Genomic DNA, 15,215 nt, shown 5'->3' on the forward strand with positions numbered 1-15,215 from the left:
CACCGCACGTCACCTTTCCGTCCGCGAGATCGGATAGCGTCGTGCCATGCCCGACAGTGGTTACCCCTGGCCCATCGAGACGTCCCGACTGGACAACGGCCTGCGTGTGGTGGTGAGCGAGGATCGGACCGCGCCCGCGGTGGCCGTGAACCTCTGGTACGACGTCGGATCCCGGCACGAGCCGGCCGGGCAGACCGGCTTCGCCCATCTCTTCGAACACCTCATGTTCGAGGGCTCGGTGAACGTGGCGAAGACCGAACACATGAAGCTGATCCAGGGCTCCGGCGGCTCGCTGAACGCGACCACCAACCCGGACCGGACGAACTACTTCGAGACGGTCCCGGCCGAACACCTGGAGTTGGCGCTCTGGCTGGAGGCCGACCGGATGGGTGGGCTGGTCCCGGCGCTCACCCAGGAGACGCTCGACAACCAGCGCGAGGTGGTCAAGAACGAGCGCCGGCAGCGCTACGAGAACGTCCCGTACGGGGACGCCTGGCTGCGGCTGCTGCCGCTGCTCTACCCGCCGGGGCACCCGTACCACCACTCGACTATCGGTTCCATGGCCGACCTGAACGCCGCCGACCTCGCGACCTTCCAGGCGTTCCACGAGATGTACTACGCGCCGAACAACGCGGTGCTCACCGTCGTCGGCGACGCCACGGCCGCCGAGGTGTTCGCGCTAGCCGACAAGTACTTCGGCGCGTTGCCCGCCCGCGACGACATCCCGGCCGCCCCGGACGGCCGCAGCGTCCCCGCGACCGGGCAGCCCGCCGTGGAGACGGTGACCGCCGACGTGCCCGCGCCGCGCGTCTACGTCGCGCACCGCGGCCACCCGTTCGGCACCCCCGGGTACGACGTGCTCACCGTCCTCGCCACGGTTCTCGGCAGCGGTCGGGGCAGTCGGCTCTACCAGCGGCTCGCCGACGGCGAGCGGATCGCCCAACCCGACCTGGTCGGCGCGTACGGGGTGGACCTCGCGCACGCGCCCGCGCCGCTGATCGCCACCGCCACGGCCCGGCCCGGGGTGAGCGCCGAACGGCTGACCGAAGGGCTCGCCGAGGTCGTCGACGAGCTGGCCACCGTGCCGGTCACCGCCGCCGAACTGGACCGGGCCAAGGCGCTGCTGAGCACCGCGTGGTGGCGGCAGATGTCGACGGTGGACGGCCGCGCGGACACGCTCGGCCGGTACGCCACCCAGTTCGGTGACCCGGCCCGGGCCGCCGACCGGCTGCCCGCCTGGCTCGCCGTGACCGCCGAACAGATCGCCGAGACGGCCGCCGAGGTGCTCGGCGCCGCCGACCGGGTGACCCTGACCTACGTGCCCGAGGAGACCGCATGACGCTGATCGCCGACCGTCCCGGCCCGGGTGCCGCTCGCCCGTACCGGTTCCCGCCGGTGGTCCGCCGCGCGGTAGGCGGCGGGCAGGTGGTCGCCGCGCACCTGCCCGGGCAGAACCTCGCCGTCGCGCTGCTACTGCTCGACGCCGGCGCCGGCCGCGAGCTGACCGGCAAGGAGGGCCTGGGCGGTGTCCTCGCCAAGGCCATGGAGGAGGGCACCGCGCAGCGGGACGCCACCGCGTACGCGCTGGCCATCGAGGCGTTGGGCACCGAACTGGTGACCGGGCTGGACTGGGACTCGTTCCAGGTCAGCGTGCAGGTCCCGGTGGACCGGTTGACCGCCGCCGTGGAACTGCTCGCCGAGGCCGTCCGGACGCCCCGACTCGACCCGACCGACGTGCGGCGGGTCCGCGACGACGAGGCGAACGCGCTGCGCATGGACTGGGCCAACCCCGGTCCGCGCGCCGACGCCGCGCTGCGCGCCGACCTGTTCGGCGCCGACACGCGGTGGGGACGACCGATGTACGGCGACCCGGACTCGGTGGCCGCCCTGGACACCGAGGACATCACCGTCTTCCACTCCGAGTGGTTCCTGCGGCCCGGCACCCTGGTCGTCGCCGGTGACCTGGACCGGATCGACCTGGACGCCCTGGCGGCCGCGGCGTTCGCCGGCACCGGAGGCGGTCCGGCCGAGCTCGGCGGTCCGGTCGAGGTGCCGCTGCGCGCCGGCCGGCGGATCATCCTGGTGGACCGGCCGGGCTCGGTGCAGTCCACGCTGCGGCTGGGCCACCCGGCGCCGCACCGGGCGCACCCCGACCACGTGCCGATGACCCTCGCCGGCACGGTCCTCGGCGGGGCGTTCACCTCCCGGCTCAACCACCTGATCCGCGAGGTGCGCGGCTACACGTACGGCATCCGGGGCGAGTTCGCCTCGTCCCGCCGGTTCGGCCGGTTCGCGGTCAGTTCGGGCGTGCAGACCGCGGTCACCACGCCGGCCCTGGTCGAGGCGGTGGGTGAGATCGCCCGTACGCAGGCGGAGGGCGTGACCGAGGACGAGCTGGCGGTGGCCCGCTCCTGGCGGGCCGGGCAGCTCTCGGTCGAGTTGCAGAGCCCCCGGGCGATCGCGTCCGCCCTGACGACGCTCGTGGTGCACGACCTGCCGGACGACTACCACGCCCGGCTGCGCGAGGAGCTGCTCAACGCCGACGTGGACCAGGTCTCCGCCGCCGCGGCCCAGCACCTGCACACCGACGCGCTGACCCTGGTGATAGAGGGCGACGCGGCAGTGATCCGAGAAGACCTGGAGTCCGCAGCCCTAGGAGACCTGATCCTGCTGTAGACGCGTTGATCAAGAGGTTTGCGTCAGATTGCACGCGCTTCTTGACGCAAACCTCTTGATCAACATTCCGGGCGCGGTCCGGTGTGAGGTGGGACCCGGGAGGTGGGAAAGGGGTCCCGGTTTCGGGGGTGGGGTGGGTAGCCTCCGGGGCATGAGGATCGGCATTGTGGGGGCCACCGGCCAGGTCGGTGGCGTGATGCGGCAGGTGCTGGCGGAGCGGGAGTTCCCGGCGGAACAGGTGCGGTTGTTCGCCTCGGCGCGGTCCGCGGGGCGTACGTTGCCGTGGCGCGACGAGGAGGTGACCGTCGAGGACGCCGCGACGGCGGACTACTCCGGGCTGGACATCGTGCTCTTCTCGGCCGGTAAGGGCACGGCCAGGGAGTTGGCTCCCCGGGTCGCCGAGGCCGGCGCCGTGGTGATCGACAACTCGTCGGCGTTCCGGATGGACCCGCTGGTGCCACTGGTGGTCGCCGAGGTCAACCCACACGCCGCGGCCGACCGCCCGAAGGGGATCATCGCGAACCCCAACTGCACGACGATGGCCGCGATGCCGGTGCTGCGCCCGCTGCACGCCGAGGCTGGACTGCTCGGTCTGGTCGTCTCGACGTACCAGGCGGTCTCCGGCGCCGGGCTGGCCGGCGTCGCCGAGCTGGACGAGCAGGTCCGCAAGGTCGCCGAGCACGCCGCCGGGCTCGCCTTCGACGGGTCGGCCGTCGAGTTCCCCGCGCCGCGCTCGTTCGCCGAGCCGATCGCCTTCAACGTGCTGCCACTGGCCGGCTCGATCGTCGACGACGGTTCGTTCGAGACCGACGAGGAGCAGAAGCTCCGCAACGAGAGCCGCAAGATCCTGGAGATCCCCGAGCTCAAGGTGTCCGGCACCTGCGTACGGGTGCCGGTCTTCACCGGCCACTCGCTGCAGATCAACGCCCGCTTCGCGCGGCCGATCACGCCGCAGCGGGCCCATGAACTGCTGGCCGACGCGCCCGGCGTCGCGCTGACCGCCGTGCCGACGCCGTTGCAGGCCGCCGGGCAGGACCCGACCTACGTGGGTCGCATCCGCGCCGACGAGACCGTCGAGTACGGGCTGGCGCTGTTCTGCTCCAACGACAACCTGCGCAAGGGCGCGGCGCTCAACGCCGTACAGCTCGCCGAGCTGGTCGCCGCCGAACGGCGCTGAGGATCACCGTCCCCTGCGGGCCCGGCCGGTCACGGTCCGGGCCCGCAGTCGGTGGTGGGCGCCGGCACGTCGCGAGCGGGAGCGGGAGCGCGCCGATCGTGTTTGGATGGACGAAGCCGACCGTGTCACCTGGAGGAAGCTGTGCCGGAGGACCCCAACCAGCAGGCGTTGACCGACCTGGTCGCCGGTCGTTCGATGGGCGTGCTCGCCACCATCAAACGTGACGGGCGACCGCAACTGTCCACGGTGGTCTACTCGTTCGATCCCGCTGCCGGCCTGATCCGGGTGTCCGTCACCGACGGCCGGGCCAAGACCGCCAACCTCCGTCGGGACCCGCGCGCCAGCTTCCACGTCAGCAGCGAGGACGGCTGGGCGTACGCGGTAGTCGAGGGGCGTGCCGAGCTGACCGCCACGGCGGCCGACGTCGACGACGCCACGGTCGAGGAGTTGGTCGGGCTCTACCGGTCGTTGCGCGGCGAGCACCCGGACTGGGCCGAATACCGCAGCGCCATGGTCGCCGAGCAGCGGCTGGTGCTGCGCCTGCACGTGGAGCGGATCTACGGGATGCCGCCCCGCTCCTGAGGGATCGCCCGCACTGCCGGGTCAGCCCGGCTCGACCACGGTCACCCCGGGCCAGCGGTGCGCGGGCCGGTGGCGGGCCAGCCGCTGTCGGGACAGCGCGACGTCCACCCGGGCCGGGTTGTGCCGCCACACCCCGCCGAGTAGGTCCGCGAGGCCGTACGGGGCACAGATCTCCAGCTCAACGTCCGCTGCCAGGCGCACGGCCACGGCTGTGGCGTACTCCGGCCAGGTGGCCACCGCCTCGGCGACGCTCCGGTACGGCGCGATCGGGTCTCCGCCGAACTTCGAGGCGTACCAGGTGTGTACCGCCGCCTGGTTGCGCGCCTGCCACGGCGGGGCCGACCAGGCGGCGACCAAACGGTCGGTGGCCCGCCGGTCGTCCTCGCGGGACAACCTCGCCGGGTCGAAGAAGACGACGTCCACGTCGCGAACGGTCGTCGGGTCGAACCCGTCGCCGTACCGCTCGCCCCAGACGAGGTCGCGCAGGGCGCCCGCGCCGATCCAGGCGTCGGGCAGGCCGGAGTCGCGGACCACGGTCAGCGCCCGGGTCAGCCAGGCGTTGCCGCCGATCAGCTCCCGCAGTTCACGCTCACCCGTCCGCACCTCGTCCACGGTAGGCGGCGTCGCCGGGGCACGCTGCCCCACGGCACGGGCACGGGCCGCGGTCGGCATCCTGGGGTACGCGCTGGCACCGATGTTCTACACCCTGACCAGCTGTGGCCGGTACGAACTGCGCCGCCTGCGCCGGCCGGACGGATAGCCGGCCGACCGATGGTGTTACCCCCTGCGGGGCGGCGGGTAGACGGGCCGTGCCGACACCGAGAGGGGAGCACCATGACAACGGTCGGAGAGTTCATGACGACCCGGTTGGTGACGATGGACGGCAACGACACGCTGATCGCCGCCGCGCAGGAGATGCGTGACAGCGCCATTGGTGACGTGGTGGTGACCGATGGCGACAGTGTCGTCGGTATCGTCACGGACCGGGACATCACGGTCCGGGGTGTCGCGGAGAACATGGACCCGGGCTCGACCCGGCTGAACCAGATCACCAGCCGCGATGTGATCACGGTGAGCCAGTACGACGACGCGGTGTCCGCCGCTGACCTGATGCGTACCTACGCCGTACGTCGGCTGCCGGTGGTCGACGAGGGCCGCCTGATCGGCCTGGTCTCGATGGGCGACCTCGCGGTCGAGCGTGAGCCGCAGTCGGTGCTGGCCGACATCAGCGCTGACGAGCCGAACAACTGACGCAGGCAGCACAGGAGCGCCGGCCCTCCCATCCCGGAAGGGCCGGCGCCCCCCTGCCCTCCACCCCCACCCGCCCCGCGCCCGCCCGCCCATGCCCTGCCCTCAGCCGGCCCCCAGCCCGCCCCCAGCCCGCCTCGGTCCGGTGATCAAGAGGTTCGCGTCACGACACGCCGAGAGCGGTGACGCGAACCTCTTGATCACCGGGGCAGAGGGGGTGGGATGGAGGGGGAGGGGTGAGGGGCGGGAGGCGGGTCACCCCATTTGGGCGAGGTTGGGGTCCTGGGGTCGGGGGACCCGTGCGGGGACGTGCATCGCGGGACGCGTGGCGCGTCGGGTGTGATCGCCGGGGCCCGGCCGACTGGGAGGAGTGGACCCGATGGTGGACGCGACCACGAGGTTCTTCGAGGAGCTGGACCGGCGGGGGTACGAGCCTCTGCTGGCGAAGACCTCCGGGACACTGCGGATCGACCTGCACGAGGGGGCGCAGACCCGGCACTGGCTGCTGAAGATCGACCGTGGGCGGCTCAACGTGAGCCAGGAGGACAGCGAGGCCGACACGGTGATCGGTGCCAGCCCGATGCTGTTCGACGAGATAGCGGCCGGCCGTGAGCACGGCCTGGCGGCGCTGTTGCGCGGGGACATGACGGTGTCGGGGGACGCCCGGCTGGTGGTGCAGGTGGAGCGGATCTTCCCCGGGTCGCCGGACGCCCGTGGGCCGCGTCGCCGATTCGCTGGGGAGGTGCGGTGATGGGGCAGAGCAACACGATTCGGATCCTGGACGGCAGCACGTTCGTCGTCTGCGAGGACACCGGTGACATCGAGGCGACGCCGAGCGAACCAACCGGGCTCTTCTCCCTCGACACCCGGTTCCTGTCGACGTGGGTGCTGAGCGTCAACGGAGAACGCCTCAACTCGCTCTCGTACGACGACCTGCAGTACTTCGAGTCCCGGTTCTTCCTCGTGCCGGGGATGGCCACCCACTACGTGGACGCGAAGTTGTCGATCATCCGCGAGCGCGCGGTCGGCGGCAGCTTCTGTGAACAGCTCACCATCCTCAACCACGACGAGAAGGCGGTCGATCTGGAAATTCGGATGGACGCCGCGGCCGACTTCGCAGACCTGTTCCAGGTCAAGGACGAGATCCTGAACAAGAAGGGCGAGATCTATACCGAGGTCGAGGCCGACAAGCTGCGCCTGGGCTACCGCCGGGGCAACTTCCGGCGCGAAACGATCATTTCCTCGTCGATGTCGCCGCGCTACGACAACCGGGGTTTCACGTACACCATCCGCCTGGAACCGAATGAGCAGTGGGAGGCGCAGATCGACGTGCAGACGCGCGCGGTCGGCCCAGGGGACCGGGACCTGCGGATGGGTCTGCGCGTGCACGGCGGGGAGCGGCTGGCCCTGCAACACGACCTGGAGCAGTGGATCGCGGACGCGCCGAAGGTCAACAGTCAGTACGGACGGGTCGCCAGCACGTACCGGCGCAGTCTCATCGACCTCGCGGCGCTGCGCTTCTCGCCGCTGTCGCTCGGGGGCGCCACCCTGCCCGCGGCCGGTCTGCCCTGGTTCATGACCATGTTCGGCCGGGACAGCATCCTCACCTGCCTCCAGACGCTGCCGTTCACGCCGCAGTTGTCGAAGACGACGCTGCGCATCCTCGCGTCCCTGCAGGGCAGTCGGTTCGACGACTTCCGGGACGAGGACCCGGGGCGGATCCTGCACGAGATGCGGTACGGCGAGACCGCCGCCTTCGAGGAGCAGCCGCACTCGCCGTACTACGGGTCGGTGGACGCGACTCCGCTGTTCCTCGTGCTGCTCGACGAGTACGAGCGGTGGAGCGGGGACGTGGCGCTGGTCAAGGAGTTGGAGCAGGAGTCCCGGGCCGCGCTCAAGTGGATCGACAGTTACGCCGACCTGGTCGGCAACGGCTACATCTGGTACGAGCGCCGCAACACCGAGACCGGCCTGGAGAACCAGTGCTGGAAGGACTCCTGGGATTCGATCTCCTACTCCGACGGCACCCTGCCGCCGTTTCCCCGGGCCACCTGCGAGGTGCAGGGGTACGCGTACGACGCGAAGGTCCGCGCGGCGCGGATGGCCCGCTTGTTCTGGGACGACCCGGAGTTCGCCGACCAGTTGGAGCGGGAGGCGGCGGAGCTGAAGGAGCGGTTCAACCGGGACTGGTGGGTGGACGACGGCGAGTACTACGCGCTGGCCCTGGATCCGGACGGTCGCCAGTGCGACATCCTCAGCTCCAACATCGGTCACCTGCTGTGGAGCGGGATCGTCGATCCGGCGCGGGCCGAGAAGCTGGCGGCGCACCTGGTCGGGCCGCGACTGTTCTCCGGCTGGGGGGTGCGCACGCTCGCCGAGGGGGAGGCCCGGTACAACCCCATCGGTTACCACAACGGCACGATCTGGCCGTTCGACAACTCGTTCATCGCCTGGGGCCTGCGTCGCTACGGGTTCGCCGAGGAGGCCGCCACCATCGCCAACGGCATCCTCGACGCGGCCACCTACTTCGACGGGCGGCTACCGGAGGCGTTCGGCGGCTACCCGCGGGAGCTGACCAAGTTCCCGGTCGAGTACCCCACGGCGTGTAGCCCGCAGGCCTGGTCGACGGGTACGCCGCTGCTGCTGTTGCGCACCATGCTCGGTCTCGAACCGCACGACGGGCACCTGGCGGTCGAGCCGCGTCTCCCGGTCGGGATGGGCCGGATCGAGGTCCTGGACATTCCGGGCCGTTGGGGGCGGGTGGACGCCTTCGCCCGAGGTCGGCTCGATCTGCACAGTCTCGCCGACTGAGCCGCGCGCGAGGCACACCGGCGGCGGCGCGCCACCCGCGTCGCCGCCGGGCCGCCACCCAGGCGATGCCCAGCCGGGCACGGTAGATTCTGCGGATGCCGGAGCTCGTGTACCCGCCCGTTATCGCCGCTGCCAAGACGTTGTTCCGGGTCCTCGACCTGAAGATCACCATCGAGGGCGCCCACCATGTGCCTCGCACGGGCGGGGCGGTGCTGGCCAGCAACCACGTCAGCTACCTCGACTTCATCTTCGCCGGGTTGGGCGCGAACGCCTCGGGTCGGCTCGTCCGGTTCATGGCCAAGCAGTCGGTGTTCGCGCACCGGATCTCCGGCCCGCTGATGCGCGGCATGCGCCACATCCCGGTGGACCGGCAGGCCGGCGCGGCCTCGTTCCGTACGGCCGTCGACGCGCTCAAGCGCGGGGAGGTGGTGGGCGTCTTTCCCGAGGCCACCATCAGCCGGTCGTTCACCGTCAAGGAACTCAAGAGCGGCACCGTCCGGATGGCGCGTTCGGCGAAGGTGCCGGTCCTGCCGGTCGCGCTGTGGGGCACCCAGCGACTCTGGACCAAGGGCCGTCCCCGCACCCTCACCCGTCGGCACACGCCCATCACGATCCTCATCGGCGAGCCGATCCTGCCGGCGGACTTTCCGGACCCGAACGTGCTGGCCGCCGAGTTGACCACCCGGCTGAGCGCGCTCGTGGAGCGGGCCCAGCGCGAGTACCCGGATGCGCCGGCCGGCCCGGAGGACACCTGGTGGCTGCCGGCCCACCTGGGCGGGAGCGCGCCGACGCCCGAGGAGGCCGCCGCGCTGGACGCCGCCGGGGAGGAACGCGCCCCCAGCGTCTGACGACGCTCCGCCGCCCCGGCTGACGGTCCTCCGCGCGTCTCACGTGCCGGCGGTGGGGGCGCGCTCTGCTGTTTGGTGGTCGGGAGCGGATGCCGCAGTGAGCGTGATGCCTCACAGTCATCTTGATGCCTCACAGTCATCACGCTCACTGCGTACCCAACCCGGCGCCGAGCTCACCCGCAGTAGCGATCAACGAGGTGTCGGTGACGCGCCGCTACGGGGCGGGCGAGATGAGCGAGCATCGTCGCCCGCTCTGCGGCAGGCCACGCCCGGCGCACGGTCGGGGCAACGCCCGAGGGCTGCCACCGACGCCGGAGGGACCGGCTCGCCGAGGCCCGGCCTGCGCGGCCGTCGAAGCGGAGTCGGCGTCAGTGTCGTCCGGACGTGCCGTCGGCGAAGCCGTCCCAGGAGCTGGGTTCCGGCCCCGAGCGGTAGTAGTCGTCGCGGGAGCGGAACTCCACCGGTAGCGAGCCGGGCAGGGTGATCCGGGTGTCCCCGGCGAGCAGCGCGGGGCCGGCCCGCAGCAGCAGGACGTCGCGCTCCTGGGCGGAGAGGTCCACCAGTTGCGGGCGGGTGAGGCGGAACATGGCCACCGCCCGGCGGACCTGCTGGGCCAGCGCGACGACCTCGCCCGGTGACCCGCCCAGGGCCAGCGCCGGCTGCTGGATCGTCCGCAACGCGTCGCAGACGATCATCAGTTGTGGCGGCTCGGCGGGCAGTTCCAGCCGGGACGGCCACTGCCAGCGGATCTGGCCGGTCATCAGGCCGGTCACGCGGCCGGTGGGCCGGGGCCGGGGCGTGTCGTCGGCGACCAGCGAGAGCTGCGAACCGGTGCCGACCCAGCAGATCCGCTGGTCGGTGACGGTCACCGAGACCGGCCCGGGGAGCTGCCAGGCGCATCGTGTCTCCGTCGGCCCGAGCAGGTAGCCCGCCACGAGCAGCCGGTGCCGCCCGAGCACCTTCTCGCCCGGCAGCGGGCGCATGTCGTACCGCCGGTCGAGGGTGGGGCCGGCGTCGTCGTCCGGCGCGTCGAACCGGTGCGGGCCGATGAAGAAGGGGGACGCGTCGGCGTGCATCGTCACGACCTCCCGGTGAACTGGCTGTGCGTTGAGCTTCGCCGATTCGTCGGCCACTGTCATGACGCCCGTTAGGGGGTCGGCCGGTCGTGCGTCGCCTGTGACCGGTAGATGCCGATCTCCTCCGGGCGGACGAGGCCGTCCTCGATCGCACGGGCGAGCAGCGCCGCCTTTGTGGCTGCCGGCCGCCCCGCGCGGGTGTACTTGATCCGCGCGCGGTCGACGTACTGCTTCACGGTGTGCTCGCTGATCTGCATGCGACGCGCCACCGACGCCTTGGACATCGACTGGAACCAGAGCAGCAGGGCCTCCCGCTCCTTGTCGGACAGTGCCGGTCGGTCCGGTCTCGGGTCGCCGACCATCGCGCCGGCCAGCGCCGGAGGCACGTACGGGCGGTCACTCGCCGCGGCCAGCACGGTCGCCACGCAGTGTTCGCGGCCCTCGTGCTTGGCCAGGAATGCCACGGCCCCGGCGTCCAGCGCGGCGAGCATGGTCTCCGGGTCGGTGTGCTCCGAGTAGACCACCACCCGCCGCCCGGTGGCGCTCAACTCGGCCAGCTTGTCCAGCGCCATCCGGCCGTGCAGCCGCAGATCGAGCAGGACGACGTCGGCGTCCGGCGCGGCGCGCAGCACCTCGTCCGGGTCGTCCCCGGTGGCCAGCACGGTCAGTCGCGGTTCGCTGGCGAGCCAGGCGCGTACCCCGTCGACGACCACCGGATGGTCGTCCACGATCGCCACCCCGACCGGCCGGTCACCGGTCACCCCGACCACCGGGTCTGCGCCCATCTGATGTCCCCGTCCCGTTCGTAAAGGTGCTGCACCGGCCCGTCCAGGTGTTCGGTGGGCGGGCCGGTCGCGTCCGGCCCCTCCCGATCCGGCGTGACGAGGCTGACCACCACCTCGTCCGGGCCGGACACCACGGTCAGGCGGGCCCACCCCCCGGCGTCGGCGAGCAGGCTGGTGAGCGGGTCGGCCAGCCGGCGACGGATCTCCACCGGCAGCGGCGGCGGGTTGCCGATGGCGACCAGGTCGATCGGCAGCCCGTTGCGTTCGGCCAGGTCCACGGCGGCCCGTAGCTCGTGCAGGAGCGGGTCGGGCACGTCGTCGGATTCGGCGATCAGGCGACGCAGCCGGGCCGCGGCCAGTACACACCGGCGCTGCACCTCCGGGTCGGCCGGGTCCGCCTCCCCGTCGGCCAGCTCGCCGAGCACCCGCCCGGCCGCCGCGCCCACCAGGGCGAGCCGGTCACGGCGTTCCTGCCGGCCCTGCTCGGCGGCGGCCCGCTCGGCGGCGATCGTGTGCATCGCCGCGGCTGCGGCGGCCCGGTCCCGGGCCAGGCCGACGATCACCGCGCTGCCGGCGAAGACCGCCACCGGCAGCGTGAAGGTGCCGTAGACGTACATGGTGTAGCGGGCCAGGTCGGCCGCGCTCGGCGCGTACGCGAGGACGGCGGCGAGCGCGATCGTCGCGTGGGTGGTCAGCAGCGCGACGAGACCGCCGACCCGCCGCCCCCACATGGCGAGCACGAAGAACCAGCCGAGCGTGCCCCACACCCAGTTGGCGGCGGTGAACAGGTGTCGTTCGCCGACCGCCGCGAAGACCGCCGCGTCGACGGCGATCAGCAGCCCGGCGAGCGGCCACGGCGGCAGTGGCGTGCCGCGCAGCAGCCGGACGCCGGCCACCGCCCCGGCCACGGCGACCAGCACCCAGCCGCCGAGCACGACCGTCGGTGCGGAGAACTGCGCGCGGGTCGCCAGCACCGCGGGCAGTCCGATCGCGACGTGCCAGGCCAGCGCGATGGCGACGGAGACGATCCGGGCACCCCGGTCGGAGGCCTGGGCCACGGCGGCGGGCGCGGCGAGCACCGCCTGCTCGGGCCCGTCGACCGGGCCGGGTCGAGGCACCGGTAGGGCACGAATGCCGGCCCGGTCCGCCGTCGCGCCGAGGTCAGCCGCCACCGGGCCACTCCAGTCGAATCCGGGTGCCGGCGCCGGGCGCGGAACACACCTCGGCCCGCCCGCCGACCGCCGCCATCCGCCCCTGGATCGACTCGCGCAGACCGTACCGGTGCGTGGGGACGGTGGCCGGGTCGAAGCCGGGGCCGTCGTCGACCACCTCGGCCACGACGGCGACCGCGCCGCGGCTCAGCCGCAGTGTGGTCCGTGCGCCCGGGGCATGTCGGACCACGTTGGACAGCGCCGCGTAGGCGCTCTCGGTGATCGCGTCGGCCACCCCGGCGGGCACCGCGCAGGCGGTCAGCTCCAGGCTCACCGGCAGCTCGGGCAACCGGTCGGGGACCGTGCGCAGCCGCTCGTCGAGCGGCACCGGGCCGTCGCCGGGCGTCGGGCCGCGGTCGGTCAACGCGACGAGGGTACGCAGGTCGGTGGCGCACCGCTCGCGGAACGTGGCCGACGGGCCGGGCACCGCGCCCAGTCCCACCATGGTCAGGGTGCCGAGCACCGTGTCGTGCAGGTCCCGGTTCTGCTGGCGCTCCGCCTCCCGGGCGGTCCGGGCGACCAGCGCCTCCCGGGTCAGCCGCTGGTGCTCGGCGAAGGCGTGGTCGGCCCGACCGATCCGGCGGCGCATGACCCCCGTCATCATCGCGGTGCAGGCCGTCTGTACGAGCAGGGTGGCGGCGTGTGCCCGGGCCTCGGTGACGTCGCCGGCCGCCTGCGCGCCCGCCACGTAGGCGGCGGTGACCAGCAGCCCGGCCGGGATCGACCAGCGGGCCCTGGCGGTGGCCTGCGCGTTGATCACCGTGGTGCTGGCGAGCACCGCGATCCAACTGCCCTCGCCGGGCAACACCTCGGGCGCCACCAGGCGGGGGATGAGCAGGCAGGCCACCGCGGTGATCGCGACGTCACCGGCGACCAGCACCGGCGTGATCCCGTGGCGCAGCGCGCGGACCGCGTACCAGAGCGACCACCCGGTCAGCGCGGCCACGCCGGGCAGCAGCAGGGCCGCGTCCACCGGTGGGGTACGCACCGACAACGCCACAGCGGCGCCGACCAGCCCGCACGTCAGCCGCAGCAGGGCCGGCAGGGTGGTGAAGATGAAACTGAACGCCCCGCCGGCGGGATTGTCCAGGGTGGGCGGTGGCACGGTCGGGGCGGCAGTCGCCGGCATCGGGAGGTGTCCTTCCGACAACGACCCGGTCCCGGGTCCGCACGGCGGAGATCGACATCGGAGAATAGCATGGCGGATGCCGAGCGTTCACCCATCGTGCGCGTGGTGTCGCCTTGTCGTCACTCTGCGCTGCGGGGCTGGATCAGGTCCCAGCGGTTGCCGTACAGGTCGACGAAGACCGCCACCGACCCGTACGCCTCGTGTCGCGGCTCCTCCAGGAACCGCACGCCGGCCCCGACCATGCGGGCGTGAGCTGCGGCGAAGTCCTCGGTGTGCAGGAACAGGCCGACCCGGCCGCCGGTCTGGTCGCCCACCCGTGCCCGCTGTTCGGCGTTGCCCGCCCGGGCCAGCAGCAGGGCCGTCTCCCGAGCCCCGGGAGGCCGGACGACCACCCAGCGTGAGCCGTCCGGGCGAGGCGTGTCCTCCACCAACTCGAAGCCGAGCCCGCCGACGTAGAAGTCGATCGCCTCGTCGTACTCGTTCACAAGCAGCGCGACCAGTCCCAGATGTGCCATCCGGCCATTCTGCCGACGGGCGCTCCGGCCCCGGCGGGCAGCGTCGCCCATGGTCGGCGGCGTCACGCTGGAACCGCGCCGGGTTCCCACTCGTCTGATCCGACGGCAGAGAGGTGGTGAGCGGGATGCGCTCAGGCGGAACGACACTGGTGGCGACGCTGCTCGGCCTGGGGCTGTGCGGCCTGGTGCTGGCCGGCTGCGCGGGCCCGGCCGACACCGGGGGCTCGGGCACCACGTCGAAGGATCCTGGCCCGGCCGAGATCGCCGAGAAGTGGACCTCGTGCGCCAAGATCGCGCCGCAGGCGGGCGCCGTGCTGCCCGTACCCCCGGGGGCGGGCGGGTCGGCGACGCCGGCCGGGGTCGAGCCGCGCGTCGGACGGATCGACGGGGATTTCGTCCCGGCCACCGCCGTGCTCTGCGGCCGTGACGTCGTGCCGAAGGCCGGTGGTGGCCGCGAGCAGGTGGCCACCGAACGCCGCGCCGACGACATCGGCCCGCTCGTCGCCGCGCTGGGCCTGGCCGACCAGGAACGGGGTCGGGGGGAGGTCGCCTGCACCGCCGACATGCTCGTCCCACCCTGGCTGGCGCTGCTCGACGACCGGGGTCGGTGGCTGCGGCCGTACCTGCCGACGGATGCCTGTGGCAAGCCTCGCCCGGAGGTCCGCGCGGCGCTGGACGGGCTGCGGCTGACCACTGTCGACAGCCGTACCCTCGGGGTTGTCGAATCCTCGGAGGCCGAGGCCGCCGGGTGCGCGCAGCGCTGGTCGGACATGGTGTGGGTCGAGGCCACCCTCGGCCGTCCCGGCCGCGTCGCGCCGGGCGCCGGCCCGAAGGCCGGGCCGCTGCGCCTCTGCGTCTACCAGGTGCCACCGTCCGAGCGTGGCAGCGGCAAACCGGGGGGTGACTTCGTGTACGGCCGGCCGCTGCCACCGCAGCGACAGGCGGACGTGCTGCGGGCGCTGGCCGGCACCCGACCGGCGGCCGAATGCGCCACCCCGGCGTCCCGCTTCGCGGTGCTCCGGGCCGTCGACGAGAGCGGGCCCGAGTGGTACGTCGAACTCGACGCCTGCCGGCGCTTCCTGGTCGTGGCACCGCCCGGCGGGTCGCAGCTCGGGCAGGGCGACGCCGCGCTGGCGGCGCTGCTGGGACCGAGCTGA

At 72.8% G+C, this 15,215-nt stretch carries 15 protein-coding genes; 9 read left to right on the plus strand and 6 right to left on the minus strand.

From position 1 onward, the window contains the following. The first annotated feature begins 46 nt into the window (after window positions 1–46). The 4 genes from ABZ272_RS24390 to ABZ272_RS24405 all read left to right on the plus strand — a co-directional run bounded on the left by ABZ272_RS24390 (window position 47) and on the right by ABZ272_RS24405 (window position 4,435). Complete coding sequence (locus ABZ272_RS24390; RefSeq protein ID WP_355052234.1) at window positions 47–1,339, plus strand: pitrilysin family protein; 1,293 nt, start codon at window positions 47–49, stop codon at window positions 1,337–1,339. After that, window positions 1,336–2,676, plus strand: coding sequence for a pitrilysin family protein (locus tag ABZ272_RS24395; protein WP_355052235.1), 1,341 nt, complete (start codon window positions 1,336–1,338; stop codon window positions 2,674–2,676). Before ABZ272_RS24390 ends, ABZ272_RS24395 begins: the two co-directional genes overlap by 4 nt. 151 nt (window positions 2,677–2,827) lie before the next feature. Further along, window positions 2,828–3,853 (plus strand): aspartate-semialdehyde dehydrogenase, encoded by a 1,026-nt coding sequence (locus ABZ272_RS24400; RefSeq protein WP_355052236.1) that lies wholly within the window; start codon window positions 2,828–2,830, stop codon window positions 3,851–3,853. Window positions 3,854–3,994: 141 nt separating this feature from the next. Further along, window positions 3,995–4,435 (plus strand): PPOX class F420-dependent oxidoreductase, encoded by a 441-nt coding sequence (locus tag ABZ272_RS24405; RefSeq protein ID WP_355052237.1) that lies wholly within the window; start codon window positions 3,995–3,997, stop codon window positions 4,433–4,435. A 21-nt stretch (window positions 4,436–4,456) separates the two neighbouring features. Here the strand turns inward: ABZ272_RS24405 and ABZ272_RS24410 are convergent, their stop codons facing one another. Beyond that, window positions 4,457–5,038 (minus strand): nucleotidyltransferase family protein, encoded by a 582-nt coding sequence (locus tag ABZ272_RS24410; protein WP_355052238.1) that lies wholly within the window; start codon window positions 5,036–5,038, stop codon window positions 4,457–4,459. Window positions 5,039–5,269: 231 nt separating this feature from the next. Between ABZ272_RS24410 and ABZ272_RS24415 the strand changes: the two genes are divergently transcribed. The 4 genes from ABZ272_RS24415 (at window position 5,270) to ABZ272_RS24430 (ending at window position 9,342) form a co-directional block, all read left to right on the plus strand. Continuing rightward, on the plus strand, window positions 5,270–5,686 hold the full coding sequence (locus tag ABZ272_RS24415; protein WP_355052239.1) for a CBS domain-containing protein: 417 nt from the start codon (window positions 5,270–5,272) through the stop codon (window positions 5,684–5,686). A 376-nt stretch (window positions 5,687–6,062) separates the two neighbouring features. Then, window positions 6,063–6,434, plus strand: a complete 372-nt coding sequence (locus tag ABZ272_RS24420) for an SCP2 sterol-binding domain-containing protein (RefSeq protein WP_355052240.1) — start codon at window positions 6,063–6,065, stop codon at window positions 6,432–6,434. Continuing rightward, window positions 6,434–8,494: a glycogen debranching N-terminal domain-containing protein gene (locus ABZ272_RS24425; protein ID WP_355052241.1), complete on the plus strand. Its 2,061-nt coding sequence runs from the start codon at window positions 6,434–6,436 to the stop codon at window positions 8,492–8,494. The genes ABZ272_RS24420 and ABZ272_RS24425 overlap by 1 nt, the downstream gene beginning before the upstream one ends. Window positions 8,495–8,589: 95 nt before the next feature. Beyond that, on the plus strand, window positions 8,590–9,342 hold the full coding sequence (locus tag ABZ272_RS24430) for a lysophospholipid acyltransferase family protein (protein WP_355052242.1): 753 nt from the start codon (window positions 8,590–8,592) through the stop codon (window positions 9,340–9,342). A 368-nt stretch (window positions 9,343–9,710) separates the two neighbouring features. Here ABZ272_RS24430 and ABZ272_RS24435 read toward each other — a convergent pair whose 3' ends face one another. From ABZ272_RS24435 to ABZ272_RS24455, 5 genes are all read right to left on the minus strand, one after another. Next, the gene (locus tag ABZ272_RS24435; protein ID WP_355052243.1) at window positions 9,711–10,418 is read right to left on the minus strand and encodes a hypothetical protein; all 708 of its coding nucleotides are present in this window, start codon (window positions 10,416–10,418) and stop codon (window positions 9,711–9,713) included. A gap of 71 nt (window positions 10,419–10,489) precedes the next feature. Beyond that, complete coding sequence (locus ABZ272_RS24440) at window positions 10,490–11,203, minus strand: response regulator transcription factor (protein WP_355052244.1); 714 nt, start codon at window positions 11,201–11,203, stop codon at window positions 10,490–10,492. After that, complete coding sequence (locus ABZ272_RS24445; protein ID WP_355052315.1) at window positions 11,176–12,321, minus strand: hypothetical protein; 1,146 nt, start codon at window positions 12,319–12,321, stop codon at window positions 11,176–11,178. Before ABZ272_RS24445 ends, ABZ272_RS24440 begins: the two co-directional genes overlap by 28 nt. Before the next feature lie 43 nt (window positions 12,322–12,364). Further along, complete coding sequence (locus ABZ272_RS24450; protein WP_355052245.1) at window positions 12,365–13,543, minus strand: ATP-binding protein; 1,179 nt, start codon at window positions 13,541–13,543, stop codon at window positions 12,365–12,367. 119 nt (window positions 13,544–13,662) lie between these two features. Continuing rightward, window positions 13,663–14,058, minus strand: a complete 396-nt coding sequence (locus ABZ272_RS24455; protein ID WP_355052246.1) for a VOC family protein — start codon at window positions 14,056–14,058, stop codon at window positions 13,663–13,665. Between the two features lie 125 nt (window positions 14,059–14,183). Between ABZ272_RS24455 and ABZ272_RS24460 the strand changes: the two genes are divergently transcribed. Next, window positions 14,184–15,215 carry a hypothetical protein gene (locus tag ABZ272_RS24460; protein WP_355052247.1) on the plus strand — a complete coding sequence of 344 codons (1,032 nt, stop codon included), beginning with the start codon at window positions 14,184–14,186 and terminating at the stop codon, window positions 15,213–15,215.

It is taken from the genome of Micromonospora sp. NPDC005979, from assembly GCF_040614415.1.
Taxonomy (GTDB): domain Bacteria; phylum Actinomycetota; class Actinomycetes; order Mycobacteriales; family Micromonosporaceae; genus Micromonospora.